The 16,306-nt window shown below is 59.1% G+C and carries 17 protein-coding genes and 1 tRNA gene; 16 read left to right on the plus strand and 2 right to left on the minus strand.

Translation table 11 applies throughout. The annotated features are described in order from the left end of the window. Positions 1 to 70 precede the first annotated feature (70 nt). The 3 genes from pstC (at position 71) to pstB (ending at position 2,832) form a co-directional block, all read left to right on the plus strand. Positions 71 to 1,021, plus strand: a complete 951-nt coding sequence (pstC, locus tag SynA1528_RS06270; protein WP_186588180.1) for a phosphate ABC transporter permease subunit PstC — start codon at positions 71 to 73, stop codon at positions 1,019 to 1,021. Between the two features lie 2 nt (positions 1,022 to 1,023). Continuing rightward, positions 1,024 to 1,941 carry a phosphate ABC transporter permease PstA gene (gene pstA, locus SynA1528_RS06275; protein ID WP_186588181.1) on the plus strand — a complete coding sequence of 306 codons (918 nt, stop codon included), beginning with the start codon at positions 1,024 to 1,026 and terminating at the stop codon, positions 1,939 to 1,941. A 69-nt stretch (positions 1,942 to 2,010) separates the two neighbouring features. Continuing rightward, a complete protein-coding gene (gene pstB / locus SynA1528_RS06280; protein WP_186588182.1) occupies positions 2,011 to 2,832 on the plus strand; it encodes a phosphate ABC transporter ATP-binding protein PstB in 822 nt (273 codons plus the stop codon). 97 nt (positions 2,833 to 2,929) lie between these two features. Here pstB and SynA1528_RS06285 read toward each other — a convergent pair. Next, positions 2,930 to 3,016: transfer RNA gene (locus SynA1528_RS06285), tRNA-Ser, on the minus strand. Positions 3,017 to 3,072: 56 nt separating this feature from the next. Here SynA1528_RS06285 and SynA1528_RS06290 point away from each other — a divergent pair. From SynA1528_RS06290 to SynA1528_RS06350, 13 genes are all read left to right on the plus strand, one after another. Further along, on the plus strand, positions 3,073 to 3,441 hold the full coding sequence (locus tag SynA1528_RS06290) for a 2Fe-2S iron-sulfur cluster-binding protein (protein WP_186588183.1): 369 nt from the start codon (positions 3,073 to 3,075) through the stop codon (positions 3,439 to 3,441). Positions 3,442 to 3,443: 2 nt separating this feature from the next. Next, a complete protein-coding gene (locus SynA1528_RS06295; protein ID WP_186588320.1) occupies positions 3,444 to 4,331 on the plus strand; it encodes an inositol monophosphatase family protein in 888 nt (295 codons plus the stop codon). 22 nt (positions 4,332 to 4,353) lie between these two features. After that, positions 4,354 to 5,532: an ATP phosphoribosyltransferase regulatory subunit gene (locus SynA1528_RS06300; RefSeq protein WP_186588184.1), complete on the plus strand. Its 1,179-nt coding sequence runs from the start codon at positions 4,354 to 4,356 to the stop codon at positions 5,530 to 5,532. Positions 5,533 to 5,556: 24 nt separating this feature from the next. Then, on the plus strand, positions 5,557 to 5,781 hold the full coding sequence (locus tag SynA1528_RS06305) for a ferredoxin family protein (RefSeq protein WP_186588185.1): 225 nt from the start codon (positions 5,557 to 5,559) through the stop codon (positions 5,779 to 5,781). Between the two features lie 89 nt (positions 5,782 to 5,870). Next, positions 5,871 to 7,775, plus strand: a complete 1,905-nt coding sequence (htpG, locus tag SynA1528_RS06310; protein WP_186588186.1) for a molecular chaperone HtpG — start codon at positions 5,871 to 5,873, stop codon at positions 7,773 to 7,775. A 76-nt stretch (positions 7,776 to 7,851) separates the two neighbouring features. Next, on the plus strand, positions 7,852 to 8,088 hold the full coding sequence (gene rpmB, locus SynA1528_RS06315; RefSeq protein ID WP_011128143.1) for a 50S ribosomal protein L28: 237 nt from the start codon (positions 7,852 to 7,854) through the stop codon (positions 8,086 to 8,088). Between the two features lie 10 nt (positions 8,089 to 8,098). Next, on the plus strand, positions 8,099 to 8,659 hold the full coding sequence (locus SynA1528_RS06320) for a peroxiredoxin (RefSeq protein ID WP_186588187.1): 561 nt from the start codon (positions 8,099 to 8,101) through the stop codon (positions 8,657 to 8,659). Positions 8,660 to 8,706: 47 nt separating this feature from the next. Next, positions 8,707 to 10,194, plus strand: coding sequence for a glucosylglycerol-phosphate synthase (gene ggpS / locus SynA1528_RS06325; protein WP_186588188.1), 1,488 nt, complete (start codon positions 8,707 to 8,709; stop codon positions 10,192 to 10,194). Beyond that, a complete protein-coding gene (locus SynA1528_RS06330; RefSeq protein ID WP_186588189.1) occupies positions 10,194 to 11,456 on the plus strand; it encodes an ABC transporter substrate-binding protein in 1,263 nt (420 codons plus the stop codon). Before ggpS ends, SynA1528_RS06330 begins: the two co-directional genes overlap by 1 nt. Next, on the plus strand, positions 11,453 to 12,319 hold the full coding sequence (locus SynA1528_RS06335; protein WP_186588190.1) for a carbohydrate ABC transporter permease: 867 nt from the start codon (positions 11,453 to 11,455) through the stop codon (positions 12,317 to 12,319). The genes SynA1528_RS06330 and SynA1528_RS06335 overlap by 4 nt, the downstream gene beginning before the upstream one ends. Further along, a complete protein-coding gene (locus SynA1528_RS06340; protein ID WP_186588191.1) occupies positions 12,316 to 13,134 on the plus strand; it encodes a carbohydrate ABC transporter permease in 819 nt (272 codons plus the stop codon). Before SynA1528_RS06335 ends, SynA1528_RS06340 begins: the two co-directional genes overlap by 4 nt. Continuing rightward, positions 13,131 to 14,105, plus strand: a complete 975-nt coding sequence (locus SynA1528_RS06345; protein WP_502707742.1) for an ABC transporter ATP-binding protein — start codon at positions 13,131 to 13,133, stop codon at positions 14,103 to 14,105. Before SynA1528_RS06340 ends, SynA1528_RS06345 begins: the two co-directional genes overlap by 4 nt. Positions 14,106 to 14,166: 61 nt before the next feature. Further along, positions 14,167 to 15,204 carry a PstS family phosphate ABC transporter substrate-binding protein gene (locus SynA1528_RS06350; protein ID WP_186588193.1) on the plus strand — a complete coding sequence of 346 codons (1,038 nt, stop codon included), beginning with the start codon at positions 14,167 to 14,169 and terminating at the stop codon, positions 15,202 to 15,204. Here the strand turns inward: SynA1528_RS06350 and csaB are convergent. Then, the gene (csaB, locus tag SynA1528_RS06355) at positions 15,195 to 16,259 is read right to left on the minus strand and encodes a polysaccharide pyruvyl transferase CsaB (RefSeq protein ID WP_186588194.1); all 1,065 of its coding nucleotides are present in this window, start codon (positions 16,257 to 16,259) and stop codon (positions 15,195 to 15,197) included. The genes SynA1528_RS06350 and csaB overlap by 10 nt on opposite strands. Positions 16,260 to 16,306: the final 47 nt, after the last annotated feature.

Here is a 16,306-nt window from a genome sequence, read left to right on the forward strand (position 1 = left end):
CTTCGTTAAGCCATTCTTAGTGACTTAAACCGATCTCGTCGATACGTTGACGAGGCGTTTATGTGCGGGAATGTCCAACGAAACGGATAGTCAGTATCTCCTGCGGAACCGCCCACCATCCGAAAAGCTGGTGGATATCGGATTCAAGAACCTGGCCGTCATCCTGGCCTCCATGGTCGCCGTCGTCCTGTTCCTGATCCTGATCGTTGTGTTTCAGGGCAGCCTTGAGTCGATGGGGCGCTACGGATGGCAATTCCTGGTCACGTCCGATTGGAATCCGGTTGATGATGAATACGGAGCTGGAGCCGCCATTTACGGCACGTTGGTGACCTCACTGCTCTCGTTGCTCATCGCCGTCCCTCTGGGCGTTGGAACGGCAATTTTCATCACCGAGAACATCATCCCGCGACAGATTCGCAATGTGATCGGTGTGATGGTCGAACTTCTTGCGGCGATTCCCTCTGTCGTTCTTGGCCTCTGGGCCATTTTCGTGTTGGAGCCCTTTATTCGTCCGGCTCTTGAATTGCTATTTCAGCTGTTCAACTGGATTCCCTTTTTCAGCACCCCCCCGATGGGTCCTGGCACGATTCCTGCGGTCTTGATCCTGGTGGTGATGATTCTGCCGATTATCACGGCCATTTCCCGTGACTCCCTGAATCAGGTTCCTCTCAAACTTCGCCAGGCGGCCTATGGCGTTGGTACGACCCGTTGGGGCGCCATCATGAATGTGATGCTGCCGGCTGCAATTTCCGGAATTGTCGGCGGAGTGATGCTGGCCCTCGGCCGAGCCATGGGTGAAACCATGGCGGTGACCATGATCATCGGCAATTCCAACAACTTCAGCATTTCGTTGCTGGCACCCGGCAACACGATTGCAGCCATGCTTGCCAATCAATTCGGTGAAGCTGATGGCTCTCAGGTGTCGTCACTGATGTATGCGGCATTCATCCTGATCATCATGACCCTTGCGGTGAACATCTTTGCCCAGTGGCTCGTGAAGCGTCTCAGCCTTAAGTACTGACCATGACATCCTTCTATTCCAATCGAGCCTCTGAGGAGATCCCAGATCTTTCCTACAAGCCAGCTCTGGCGAGAAACTTCGGCAGCAGAATTCTGACAATTATTGCCGGCATCTTTTCAGCCATTGCTGTTCTGCCGTTGGTCTTTGTTCTGGGCTATGTGATCGTCAAAGGTGGCAGCAAGATCAGCCTCGTTTTGTTCACGGAACTGCCCCCACCCCCCGGCCTGGATGGTGGAGGCATTGCCAACGCCATCGTCGGCACAATTGTTGTCACCATCATTGCTGCGTTGATCGCCATTCCCGTCGGAGTGGGCGGTGGCATTTTCCTCGCTGAATACTCACGAAGCGGTTGGTTTGCACAGTTCATTCGCTTCGGAACCAATGTGCTTGCTGGTGTGCCGTCAATCATCGCCGGCGTCTTCATCTACGGCACGATCGTCACCAGCCGTGTCCTGTTCGGCAATGCCTACAGCGCTTTTGCCGGCGGCATGGCCCTCTCCATTCTGATGCTGCCCACGGTGATCAAAACCACCGACGAGGGCCTGAAGCTGGTGTCCGATGACCTGCGACGCGGTGCCTTGGGTGTCGGGGCATCCCGATTTGTCACCATAGTGAGAATCACCCTGCCGACTGCCTTCACACCCATTGCAACGGGAGTGGTTCTGGCGATTGCCAGGGCCGCCGGTGAAACTGCTCCGCTGATCTTCACCGCTCTGTTCTCACCCTTCTGGTCTGATCTTCTCTCAACGGATGGAATCTTCGCTCCCATCGCAACGTTGTCAGTGTTGATCTACAACTTCGCGATCATGCCCTACGAGTTCCACAACAAGTTGGCCTGGTCCGCATCGTTTGTTCTCGTTGTGATGATCCTCGGCTTGAATCTGTTCTCCCGATGGCTGGCCCGATTTGCTTCCAAGTGATCGGACTTCAGCCCTCCACTTCACCATTCATTTCCTTCTCCCGTTTCCCCTCTGCGCCCCATCCGAGCCATGACCACATCACAACTTCAAACTGAACAACATCAGGTCTCGGACGACACCGCGATCTCGATCCAGAACGTCACCATCAGCTACGGCAGCTACGAAGCCGTCAAGAACGTCTATTGCGACGTTCCACGCGGCAAGGTGACCGCCTTCATCGGCCCCTCCGGTTGCGGTAAGTCGACGGTGCTCCGTGCCCTCAACCGGATGAACGATCTGATCGAGAGCTGTTCCCTCAAGGGTCGAGTTCTCTTTGACGGCGTCGATCTCTATGGCGCCAGTGTTGACCCGGTTGAAGTGCGTCGCCGGATCGGCATGGTGTTTCAACAGCCCAACCCCTTCCCCAAGAGCATTTACGAGAACATCGCCTTCGGTGCTCGTATTAACGGCTTCACCGGTGACATGGATGAACTGGTGGAACGCTCCCTGCGCCAGGCGGCCGTCTGGGATGAGTGCAAGGACAAACTCAACGAGAGTGGTTATTCCCTCTCCGGTGGTCAGCAGCAGCGCCTGTGCATTGCTCGCACCATTGCCATCCAGCCTGAGGTGATCCTGATGGACGAACCCTGTTCAGCATTGGATCCGATTTCCACCCTGAAGATCGAGGAAACGATGCATGAGCTCAAGAAGAGCTTCACCATCGTGATCGTGACCCACAACATGCAGCAGGCCGTGCGCGTCAGCGACATGACGGCTTTCTACAACGCCGAAGCTGTCGAAGGTGGCACCGGAAAGGTGGGCTACCTCGTGGAGTTCAACGAAACCGGGAAGATCTTCAACTCCCCTCAACAGCAGGCCACACAGGACTACGTTTCCGGCCGGTTCGGTTGATTTCTGAATCCAGATTTGATCAAGAAGGGTGGGTGACTCCACCCTTTTTTTATTGGACATCAAGCAAAAAAAATCCGGTCCCGAGGGACCGGGGAAGCGGAGAGCGAGGGATTCGAACCCTCGATAGAGTTGCCCCTATACAGCATTTCCAGTGCTGCGCCTTCGACCACTCGGCCAGCTCTCCACCGGCTTTCACGTGGGGCAAGTGCGAATGTAGCAGGGCGTTTCCAGACAGGCCGGATGGGCACCAGCCACCGAATCACCATTCACTGGCGGCAGGAAAATCGAACCATCACCCATGATGTGCCCGAAGGCGAATACATCCTCCACAGCTTCGAGCGGCAGGGTGACCCGTTGCCCTTTTCCTGTCGCAACGGTTGCTGCACCAGCTGTGCTGTGCGTGTGCAACTTGGAAAGCTCGATCAACGGGAAGCCATGGGTCTTTCCCATGAGCTGAGACGTCAGGGTTACGGCCTGCTCTGCGTGGCGCGGGCCATCGGCCCCCTCGAAGCGGAAACCCAGGATGAGGATGAGGTCTACGACCTGCAGTTCGGTCGCCATTTCGGCCGCGGCAAGGTGACCGCAGGACTCCCCCTCGACGAGGAATGACCATGTCCTCATCGATCTGCAGTGCAGCAGCCAGTGCGGCTGGGCTCAATGACGACACGCTCGCCGTGTTGGTGAAGGTGGCACGACAGGCCGCAGACGCAGGTGGAGCTGAGTTGATGCGCCACTACGGCCGCCTGAGCTCCGTGGAAAGCAAAGGTCGCCTCGGTGATCTGGTCACCAATGCCGATCTGGCCGCCGAACGCGTCGTACTGGATGTACTGGCCCGAGAAACGCCGGACATCGCCGTTCTGGCCGAAGAAAGCGGCGCGGCCGGTGAACAGGACGGACTGCGTTGGTGCGTTGACCCTCTCGACGGCACAACGAATTTCACCCACAGCTATCCGTTTTTTGCCACGTCGATCGGGCTGACCTTCCGCCAGCGACCAATCCTGGGGGCCATCGCTGTCCCCTTCCTGGGTGAAACCTATTGGGGAGCTCCAGGACAGGGTGCCCACTGCAACGACAGAACCATCCAGGTGACCAGCTGTGAGCGACTGGAGGACTCACTGCTGGTCACCGGATTCGCCTACGACCGCCACACACGACTCGACAACAACTACGCCGAGTTCTGCTGGTTCACCCATCGAACCCGAGGGGTTCGACGCGGTGGCGCAGCAGCCGTGGATCTGGCTTTCGTCGCTGCCGGTCGTCAGGACGGGTACTGGGAACGGGGGCTGGCGCCCTGGGATCTCGCGGCCGGGGTGGCATTGGTGGAACTGGCTGGTGGGCGAATCAGCGGATATGGCGGTGAAGACTTTGATCTCTCGAGCGGCCGTGTGCTGGCCGCTGGGCCTGCGTTGCATCCGCGGATCGTTGATGTTCTGGCCCAGGTGAAACCACTGTCCGGCGAGGCCTTCGGAGCTCCGGAGGTCACGGCCATGGGATCCTGAGGCAACGCCGATACTTCCGGAGATGGCGCTGCAACCCGCAGCTGGCGCGAGGGATCTGAATCCACGTCAGGTGGAATCCAACAGAAAGCTCAGCGAGCGGTTGGCTTCTGTCTTCCGTCTGTGGGGTTACGACGAGGTGTCCCCACCTCGCGTCGAACGCCTCGATACCCTGATGGCCGGTGGAGCCATCGCCAGCGAAGACGTGGTGCGGCTGGTCGCCGATGAGCCTTTGGGCCTGCGGCCCGAGATGACGGCGTCGATCGCCAGAGCTGCCTGCACACGATTGGCGTCCCGGCCTCGACCCCTTCGCCTCTGGGCATCGGGAACGGTGTTCCAGTCCAGGGCTGCCGATGAGGGTGGACAGTGCATCGAGGAAAATCTCCAGACCGGTGTGGAGCTGTTCGGCGTCGCACCGATCGAAGCCGAAATGGAGCTGCTGAGCCTGTTGATGGCAGCGCTGGAACGTCTTGAGTTGCAAAAGGAGCATCAGCCCCGTCTGTTGATGGGCCACACGGGCCTGATGGATCTGTTGCTCAGTCCCGTGGCGCCAGAACACCGCGAAGACGTTCGTACGGCACTGATCCAATTCGATCGACTCGGATTGGAAGCCCTCGATCTGGACACCGAGCTTCAGACCACCCTCCTCAGCCTTCTGGGCTGCCGGGGCACCCCCAGTGATGTGCTGGATCGCTTGACCGCGTGCTTCGGAGCTCAGCCACTGTTTGAGGATCTGCGTCGACTCTGTCGCCAGCTGCTGGGACCGGCGGCAATCCAGGGAGTGCGGATCCAGCTGGACCCAACGTTCCAACCCAGATTCGAGCTCTACACGGGGTTGGTCTTCCAGCTGGTGTGTGACACAGCCTCGGCACCTGTGGTGGTGGCCCGTGGTGGCCGCTACGACGATCTGGTGCGACGTTGTGGCGCGCGTCCGGGGGATGACTTCGGGGCAGGCTTCAGCCTCGCCATTGATCCCATCCGCGAACTGTTGACTGAAACAGAAACCAAGCCACCGATGACACGTCAGTTGATGGTGGCGTTCTCAGAGCGCTCGACGCTTGAAGCAGCGCTGGAACGGCAACGGTGGTGGCATCAACAGGGCAGAAGCGCCGTGATTGAACTGCATCCGTTCCACGACCGCAGCAAGGCAGAACAGCAGGCCCAGGACCAGGGGGGCTTCCAGCTGGACTGGATCGATCCTTAGGATCAAAGTTGAGGTTTTTGCGCCATGGCACACACGATCGTTACCGATGTCTGCGAGGGCGTTGCCGACTGTGTGGATGCCTGCCCTGTGGCCTGCATCGATCAGGGAAAAGGGAAAAACAAAAAAGGAACAGACTTCTACTGGATCAATTTCGACACCTGCATCGACTGCGGGATTTGTTTGCAGGTCTGCCCCGTTGAAGGGGCAATTCTGGCGGAGGAGCGACCTGACCTCCAGAAGGCAGGCTGAGGGAAGCCAGGGGTTCGGAGAACCACCACCCGATCCCACTTGAGTCGATTCAGCCCCCCTCTCTATCGTCAGATTTTTCCTGCAGCCCAATGCCGGTGATGGACGAACAGGGTCAGATTCAGATCCACACCGAGAACATCTTCCCGATCATCAAGAAGGCCGTTTATTCCGGCCATGAGGTGTTCCTGCGTGAACTGGTCAGCAATGGTGTCGATGCCATCAGCAAGCGGCGGATGGCCGCCATGGCAGGGGACTGCAGTGAAGGAGACGAGGGTGCCATCCGGATCACGGTGGACCGGGAAGCCAAGACACTCACCATCGCTGACAACGGCATCGGCATGACCGCCGATGAGGTGAAGCGGTACATCAACCAGGTGGCCTTCTCCAGTGCGGAGGATTTCCTGGAGAAGTACAAGCAGGAGGGTGACGCGATCATCGGCCATTTCGGCCTCGGCTTTTACTCCAGCTTCATGGTGGCTGAGCAGGTGGAGCTGGTGACGCGTTCCGCCCGGCCTGACAGCGAAGCGGTGCGTTGGAGCTGTGATGGATCTCCGAACTTCAGCCTCAGTTCAGCTGAGCGTGACCAGCCCGGCACCGATGTGATCCTCCACCTGATGGAGGAGGAACTGGAATATCTGGAGCCCGCACGGATCCGCACCCTGATCAACACCTACTGCGACTTCATGGCAGTGCCGGTGCAGTTGGAAGGGGAAACGGTCAACAAGATGGATCCTCCCTGGCGCAAGAGCGCCCGGGATTTGACCGACAAGGACTACATCGATCTCTACAACTATCTCTACCCCTTCCAGGGTGACCCACTGCTCTGGGTTCACCTGAACACCGATTACCCCTACAACCTGCAGGGGATTCTGTTCTTCCCGAAGCAGACCGGCCGGGCGGACTGGGAGAAAGGCGAGATCAAGCTTTACTGCAACCAGGTGTTCGTCAGTGACTCGATCAAAGAGGTGGTGCCCCTATATCTCTTGCCGCTGCGTGGTGTGCTCGATTCACCCGACATTCCGCTGAACGTCAGCCGCAGTGCCCTGCAAACCGACCGACGGGTCCGTTCCATCGGCAATTTCGTCGCCAAGAAGGTTGCTGATCGCCTGCGCAATCTGAAGAAGGACGACCCCTCCGCCTACGCAGAGGCCTGGGAATCCCTGGCCCCCTTCGTCAAGATCGGCGCCATGGAGGACGACAAGTTTGCCGATCAGGTGGCGGAGCTGATCCTCTTCGGCACCAGTGCGACCGCAGCCGATGGCGACACCCCTGACCCCATCAGTGCCGGTGAACGGGCCTTCACCACCCTGGAGGGTTATCGGAGCCGTCTCGCAAGCGACAACGACAAACGCATCCTGTACAGCACCGACGACGTGGCCCAGGCCGGTGCACTCAACCTCTGGACCTCCCAGGGAATGGAAGTGCTGAAGCTGGAGACGGTGATCGACACGCAGTTCATCCCATGGCTGGAGCAACGCCATGAGGATCTGACCTTTCAGCGTGTGGATGCCGAGCTCGATGACAGCCTCAAGGACACCGACGCTGAAATCACCGACCAAGACGGGACCACGGAGTCTGACCGACTGCGGGATCTGATCAAGGCCGCCTTGGCGAACGACAAGGTGACCGTGCAGGTGCAGGCCTTGAAAGCCGAAGGAGCTCCACCGGCGATGATCCTGTTACCGGAGCAGATGCGACGCCTCAATGACATGGGCGCTCTGATGGAACAACGGCTTCCTGGCTTGCCGGACCATCACGTTCTTCTGGTGAACAAGCGTCATCCACTGGTGGAGGGGATGTTGAAGCTGAAGGCTGGAAGTGTTCTCGTGGGCGATGCTCAGAGCTCACCGACGGAAGCACTGGCTCAGGACATCGCCCGCCATGTCTATGACATGGCGCGACTGGGTGTTGGCGGCCTCGAGCCGAATGAACTCAGTGGCTTCCAGACCCGCAGCGCAGAACTGATGGGAACGTTGATGCAGAGGGGGATGTGAGGACGTCCGTTTGATAAGATGGTTGTTTGGATCTGATTGTTCAGACCCAAACAACCACAAACAGAAGGACGACGACATGTCTCGGGTGTGCCAGCTCACCGGTACTCGCGCCAACAACGGCATGGCTGTGAGCCATTCCCACATCCGTACCAAGAAGCTGCAACAGGCCAATTTGCAGAATCGTCGTCTGTGGTGGGCTGAAGGCAAGCGCTGGGTGAACCTTCGTGTCACCACCCGCGCCCTCAAGACCATCCAGAAAAAAGGTCTGGGCCCCTACGCCAAGTCTCTGGGCATTAACCTGGCCAAGCTTTGATTTCAACCGTGTGCGCCGGCGTGATCTGATCATCAAATCCGGCCTGCTGCTGACGGCGTTGTCAATCACCCCATCGAAGGTTTGGTCCCTCGGTGGGGTTGTTTTGCAGGCAGGCACTGAGGTTCCAGGTTTTGACCTGCCGGGTTCCAGCCGGCGCGAACCGGACCGTGACCGTTGGTCCAGTGGGGATCTGCGCGGACGCTGGCTGGCGGTGTATTTCTATCCCCGTGATTTCACCGGTGGCTGCACGATTGAAGCCAGGGGGTTTGAATCCCTGCACGAGGACTTCCTTGCGGCTGGAGCCGAAGTGGTGGGGATCAGCGCCGACAGCGTTGATGATCACGCCTCGTTCTGCGAAAGCGAAGGCCTCAGCTTCCCTCTGTTGTCCGACCCCGATGGGACGGTGAGCAAAGCCTATGGGTCATGGATGGCGCCCTATTCACTGCGCCACACCTTTCTGATCGACCCCGACGGCATCCTTCGTCAGCGCTGGGTTGCAGTCAGGCCCAGTGGCCATGCTCAGGAGGTTCTGGACGTGATGACGGATCTGCAAAACAACACCTCGGTTTGACAGAATTAGATCAGTTGTGAAATAGTGTACAAAGTTGGAATTACTATATGGGTTTAAGTTCATTCGTCATCCTTTATCATCGAACCCCGTTTGATGAGGGAAAAGATTCGTCAGGCAACCGAATCTGGGTTGACCAGAAAAGCCCAAACGGCATTATTCCAACTCTGAGAAATCTTTTCAGAAGCCGAGATGACGGCACCTGGATTGCTTGGCGCCGGGTCGATCATCCCGAGCAGTCAGACGTTGAACGCTTGGAGATGGCCAACCCCTCTCCCTTCACGCTGAGCAGGATTCCGCTGACAGATGAACAGATATCCAGTTTTTATCACATCACTTCCAAGGAATCCTTCTGGCCAATTCTGCACACATTCCCAACCCATTTCAACGTTAACAACGCCAATTGGACCATTTTTGAAGAGGTCAATAAGCGATTTGCCAATGCTGCCTGTGTAGAGGCCGCCGAGGGAGCGACCGTCTGGGTTCACGATTACAACCTCTGGCTTGCGCCTGGCTACATCCGACAGCAGAGACCAGATCTGAAGATCGCCTTCTTCCACCACACGCCGTTTCCGGGTAACGACGTTTTCGCCATCCTCCCCTGGAGAGAACAGATTCTGGAAAGTCTGCTCTGTTGTGATGTCGTCGGCTTCCATATCCCCCGCTACACAGAGAACTTCGCCCGTGCTGCCAGCACACTGGTGGGAGCCAAGCGGGGCCCCAAGGTCCCTGTTGACCAAAAATTCATCACCGTCGGTACTGCCCTCTCGGAAGGGACAGTGACCAGCCATCTGGATCACAACGGCCGCCGCATTCAACTGTTGAGTTCCCCTGTGGGGACATCACCCGATGTGATTCAGGAGTTGTCGTGGAGCGCCTCCGTTGAAAGTTACGGAGAAATGATCGTCCAGGACACAAAAAAAGGACGAAAGTTGATTCTTTCGGCAAGCCGGGTTGATTACACCAAGGGCAACGAAGAGCTGCTTCTCGCATTTGAGCGTCTGCTCGAGCGACGGAAGGACTTGCATGGTGAAGTCGTCCTGATGCTGGCCTGCGTTGCTGCAGCAAGCGGCATGAAGATCTACGAGGAAACGCAGCGATCCATCGAGGAGATGGCCGGTCGCATCAACGGTCGTTTCAGTCAGGTCGATTGGATTCCGGTTCGGTTCTCCACCAGACGGATTCCCTATGAAGAGATGGTGGCTTGGTTCTGCCATGCAGATGTCTGCTGGATCACGCCGCTGCGGGATGGATTGAACCTGGTGGCCAAGGAATACGCCGCTGCCCGTCGTCATCGCGGAGGAGTGCTTGTTCTTTCGGAATTCACCGGTGCATCGGTTGTTCTTGAAGGGGCCGTCTTGACCAATCCCTATTCCAACCGCCGCATGGACGACGCCATCGAGTCGGCTCTGGAGATGCCGGAGGACGAGCAGCGCCAACGGATGGAGACCATGTCAGCGGCTGTGGAGGCCTACACCGTGAAGGATTGGGCCGAGGAGCAGCTGGCAGGGTTCCCTGAAGTTGCCAACGTTGGCTGATGGTGGTCCGGCGCCGCTTGATCGCCTTTGGTCTCGGTCTTCTCCTGTTGGCAGGTGTCGTCTGGGGACGTCAGCAGCAAGTCCAGTCGGTCACGATCCTGATGCCAGCGCCCTACGCCGATGCCACGGCGACGCTGGTGGATCGGTTCAACGCTGACCACCGCGGCCAGATCCACCTCAGCGTCAGCCGAGGTCCCCTGGAGACGGAGTCAATCTCCGATCTGGCTATCAGCAGTCTTCTGCTGGGGTCTCCACCGTTTGATGCCTTGCTGGTGGATGTGACCTGGCTGCCGAAGTATGTCGCCGCCGGATGGTTGGAACCCCTTGAACCATGGTTTGACGCCGCTGATGAACAGGAGCTGGTGGCGGGAGCTCGGCTTGGCAATCGGGTGAATGGGTCCCTGTACCGCTGGCCTTTGGGTGCCGATGTCGGCCTGCTGTACTGGCGAACAGACCTGATGGCCGATCCACCAACAACGCCGGATGAACTCACGGCTGTCGTGAGCAATCTGCAGCAGAACGGTCAGGCACCCCAGGGGTTTGTCTGGCAGGGGCGTCAGTACGAGGGTCTCAGTTGCGATTTTGTTGAAATGCTCCAGGCGTTCGGTGGTTCCTGGTTCAACGCAGCCACTGGAGAACCGAGCCTCGACAGTGCCGCGGCGCGACAGACCGCGACCTGGATGAAAAGCCTGATCAACAACGGAATCAGCCCGCGGGCCGTCACCAATTACGCGGAGTCGGAGTCCCTGCAGGCGTTCAAGGCCGGCGACGCTGCGCTGATGCGCAACTGGCCCTATGCCTGGGCGGAACTGCAGGGAGATAACAGTGCAGTGAAGGGGCGCATCGGCGTCACCACCATGGTGGCGCTTCCGGGAGAGACCCCGGCCGCCACCCTCGGCAGCTGGGGGTTGAGCATGTTGCGGGACACACCCCATCCCGCAGCCACCGCTGAAGCGATCCGATATCTCACCAGCCAGGAGGCCCAACGGGAACGGTTTCTCAACCAGGGCTACACCCCAACAGCCCAGGCCCTTTTCCGGGATCCGGAGCTTGTGGAACGTTCTGCGGTCCTTCCGCAGCTGGAAGGGGCTCTGGCTAACGCGGTTCCACGGCCAATGTCCCCTCTCTATGCCCAGATGAGCGATCTGCTGCAGCGTCAGCTGAGTGGAATCCTCACGGAAGATCTTGATCCAGATGCCGGGATGGCTCAGGCCCAGGCGTCAACCCTCACCTTGTTCCGTTCCGCTGGGGGCTCGACATGAACCTTCTCCTGCTGCTGCCAGCGTTGCTGCTGATGGGCCTGGTGTTTGTCTGGCCGATGCTCCGCTACGGCTGGCTGAGTTTTCATGCCGATTCAGTCCTCACCGGCCTCAACCCTGTGCCCAATGGCGGGGCCAATTGGGTTCGCTTGCTGGATGACCAGCGCTTCTGGCAGGACACGCTTCAGACCACCCGGTTCGCCGGCGTCTCCGTCGGCCTGGAACTGCTGCTCGCTCTGGCGATTGCCCTGCTGCTGGATCAACGCTGGCGTGGTCGAGGGATGGTGCGTGCCTTGGCCTTGCTGCCCTGGGCCCTCCCCACCACGATGATGGCCCTGGGTTGGCGCTGGATCTTCAACACCCCCTACGGCCCGATCGAACGTCTGACCCAGATGCTGGGGCTCGGACCCCTGAATCTCCTGTCCACGCCGATGTGGACTTGGCTGGTGACCGTTTTGGCCGATGTCTGGAAGACAACGCCATTCATCGCACTACTTTTGCTGGCTGGCCTGCAGACCATTCCTGAGGATCTGTACAGCGCCTTCCGTCTCGAAGGTGGGCGGCCAGTGCAGGCCCTGACGAGCATCACCCTGCCGTTGTTGATGCCCTACGTCCTGATTGCACTGCTGTTCCGCGGCGCTCAGGCCTTCGGCGTCTTCGATCTGATCCAGGTGCTCACGGGGGGCGGCCCGGCGGGCAGCACCGAAAGCGTGGCGCTCTATGCCTACCTCAGTGCCATGCGCTTCCTGGACTTCGGTTACAGCGCCACCGCGATGCTGGCGGGATTTCTGCTGCTCAGCCTGACGATGCTGATCCTGGCGATGCTGCTGCGCCTCAGCGGTCTGATCAAGCCGGTTCAACCATGACCCGTCGCCTTGCCCCCTGGATCAGCCTGTTGCTGGTGTGGTCCCTGCTGCCCATGCTCTGGCAGCTGATCAGCTCGTTCTCCACCGCGGAATCGCTGGTGGACGGTTCGATTCCATTTCTGCAGCGCTGGACCCTGGTGCACTACAGGGAGTTATTGGCGAGCGATCCTCCCTTCTGGCGCTACGTGCTGAACAGTGCCGCCGTCAGCGGTCTCACCACCCTCATCACCCTTGCGCTGGCCATCCCCGCTGCCTATGGCCTGGCCAGAGTCCCCCAGCAGCTGCGGCGCATTGTGCGTTGGATGACCGCTGCAGCCGCGTTGTTCCCCTATGTGCTGCTGTTTCTGGCGTTGCTGGAACTTGCCCGTCGGTTTTCACTGGGCAACAACCTGTTCGCCCTGGCCTTGCCCTATGCAGGTCTGGCGATGCCCCTGGCCCTGCTGCTGCTGACCTCAGCCTTCGAAGCACTTCCCAAGGAACTGGAGGATGCGGCCCGATTGGAGGGTCTGGGGCTCTGGCAGCGCCTCCGCTGGGTGCTGGTGCCTCTGCTGGCACCAGCCAGCGCCAGCACGGCGATTTTGGTGTTTCTGTTCGCCTGGAATGAATACCCCATCGCCTTGACCTGGCTCAGCCGGGACGAACTGCTGACCCTTCCGGTTGCCATGGCTCGCATTGCCGGATCGTCGATCTATTCCATTCCCTACGGCGCCTATGCCGCCGCCACGGTTCTGGGGTCCCTTCCTCTGCTGCTTCTGGTGCTGGTCTGTCAACGTCAGATCGTGTCAGGGCTCACCAACGGAGCGATCAAAGGCTGATGCTGCATCTCAACGGGCTGGGCAAATGCTTCGGGGACCAGTGGATTCTGCGGGACCTCAACCTTCAGTTGCATGAGGGTGAATGTGTCGCTTTGCTGGGGCCCAGCGGTTGCGGCAAAAGCACTGCGTTGCGCTTGATCGCAGGACTGGAACGACAGGATGAGGGATCCATCGAACTCGATGGTGCACCGCTGGACAGCATCCCCGCGGAACGCCGGCGCATCGCCATGGTGTTTCAGAGCTACGCGCTGTTTCCTCACCTGAGCGTTCAGGAAAACCTCGACCTCGGTTTGAAGATCCGCCGAGTTGCCCCCGCTCAACGCCAGCAACGGATTGAGTTGGTGTTGGACACGGTGCGACTGCGGGAGATGGCCGATCGTCGACCTCAGCAGCTGTCCGGAGGACAACGCCAGAGGGTTGCCCTGGCCAGAGCTCTTCTCCGTGATCCCAGGGTCTACCTGCTGGACGAACCGATGAGCAACCTGGATGCCCAGTTGCGGGATGACCTGCGTCCGGAACTGCGCCAGCTGATCCTGCAGGGATCCCAACCTGTGGTGTATGTCACCCACGACCAGCAGGAGGCGATGGCTCTGGCGAACCGCATTGCCGTCCTCAAAGGGGGACGCATTGAACAGATCGGAACCCCTGAAGAGCTCTACAAGACGCCCGCCAGCCGCTTCGTCGCCAGCTTCATCGGCCGTCCTCAGATCAATCTGCTGAACGTGGATCAACAGCTCACCATCGGCATCCGACCAGAGGACGTGGGCTTCGATCCCGATGGGATGCCCTGTCGCCTGATCAGTCGTGAATGGCAGGGGGCGAGCCAGTTGTTGTTGCTGGACAGTCCCCGCGGAGCCCTGCGCATGCTTTGTGCCGGTGATGCTGTCTTGAGCGAGCCCCTGTCCGTGAGCTGGCCGGCCCATGCGGAGCATCGCTTTGATGCCGGCAGCGGACGTCGACTTGCTGGATAACCCGGACTTAACCCCACGCCACGGCGCAAAGCGCATCATTGGGGAACCGTTCTGAAAGTCGATGGGGTCCCGTTTCACGCTCCGCTCGTTCCTTGTGATTGCAGGGTTCAGCGCTGTGGTTGGGGTGAGCGGCAGTGCCGCCAATGGGGCTGACACCATCCGTATCAGTGGCTCCAGCACCGTCTTTCCGATCACCAAGGCCGCGATTCAGGGATATCGAACAACAACCAAAGGAAAGTCTGTTGACTTTGACATCAAGGAAACAGGTTCAACAGCAGGCTTCCGCGAATTCTGCAACGGCAATATTCCTCTGGCCAACGCATCGCGGCCGATTTCCGGCAAGGAGCTGAAGCGTTGTGCAGACAATGGCATCAACTTCATTGAACTTCCTATTGCCTTTGATGCCATCACTGTGGTGGTCAACCCGGCGAACAACTGGGCAAGGTCGATGACCGTCAATGAACTCTCCAGGCTGTGGAGTAAAACAGCCCAAGGAACGATCAACCGCTGGAACCAGGTGAATCTTGATTACCCGGATCGGGCCATCAAGTTGTGTGGTCCGGGCCAGGATTCAGGAACCTTTGACGTCTTCAACAAAACGATCAACGGCTCCAAGACCAATTCAAGAACGGATTACCTGGCCAGCGAGGACGATAATGACCTTGTGAAGTGCGTGGCTGATCACCCCCAGGCTCTGGCGTATTTCGACTATGCCTACTTCAAAAACAACACGGACAAACTCACAGCCGTCAAAGTCATTAATCCCAAGGACAATGCTGTCTTGCCATCCGTCAAAAGTGTGCAGAATGAAAAATACCGACCCTTGTCTCGCCCACTGTTCCTCTACATCAATGATCAGTCCCTGAGAAACAATAAGCCCTTCAGGCAATTCATCAGCTACTACCTGCGCAACATCAGCACCTTGGTCTCCACGAGCAACTACATCCCCTTGCCAGATTCAACTTATCGCCTTGTTGAATCCAAGAAATATCGCCACATTCTTGGCACAAGTTTTGGAGGCAATCTGCCCGTGGGCCTCACGATTGGGCAAGCCATTGATCGCAGTTTTGATCAACACAAAACCGAATATCACCGCTGAGGCAGAAAACGCCTGAGTTGGCGGCCATGGAGGGCAGCTCCGGATCGGATGCGCTCAACCTGCTCAGGATCGGCTGGGCAATCCAAAGCGGCTCGCCATTGGCTGAGGAGCCCCTGTTCGTCAGGCAGCGCATCGAGAGATGTGCAGGGAACCCCCGCCATGGCAGCGGCAGCTTCAACCTTGGGGTCGTAACTCAAGGCCGCCATCGGGCAGAGAGCAAGACGGGCCAGGATGAGCGCATGGAGGCGCATCGGGATCACCAGGCGAGCCTTGCGAACCGAAGCGAAAACCATCTCCAGCGACGTTGGAACCACCGTGGTGCTGCGTGACCGGAGATCTGACGACACCACCCCCTGATCGCTGAGCCAATCGAGCAGACCTCCATCCTGATGGCGATGGAACGCCAACCAGCGGATCGGTGCATCCAGTTCCTCGGCCAGCCCCTGCAGCGCGTTCAGCAACACGGTCCACTCCTGAAGGCCCAGCAGCGGAGACGGACGCCAGCACACCACAATCGATTGCCCCCCGGTCCAGGACTGTCGGGGCAATCCCCAGACCGGATCTGGTGCGATCTGCATCGGCAGCTGAGGAGCCCAGCGGCTGGCACGGTCCATCGACGCCTGGTCCCGCCAGCTGGCACTGCGGCAGGCAGGGAGCAGCAGGCGCACCAACCTGCGACTGATGGGATGTTGCAACGGGCCCAGCCCCTGTCCCCACAGCAGCACCGGCCGGCCCTGCAAACGGGCCAGGGCGATGATCACCAAGTAATAGACCAGGCTGCGCAGGCTGGTGCTGTCCTGCAGCAAGCTGCCGCCACCCAGAACCACGGCGTCGACCCGTCCGATGGATCGCAGCACAGAACGGAGGGAGCGCCGGTTCACTGCTTCAGCATCCGGCGCCAGTGCAGCGAGTGCATCGGCGTCATGGGCCGTGACCAGCAGGCGACAGGGCTGCGGCATCTCCCGGAGCAGCACCGTCAGCAGGGCGTCATCCCCGAGGTTGTTCTCGCCGTAATAGCCGCACAGGAGATAGGCCGGAACGGATCTGGCAGCCAAGGGACTGACCTCCGCGAGGGGGGCTCATTATCAACTGAACCCACTGA

The organism is Synechococcus sp. A15-28 (assembly GCF_014280175.1).
Classification (GTDB): Bacteria; Cyanobacteriota; Cyanobacteriia; order PCC-6307; family Cyanobiaceae; genus Parasynechococcus.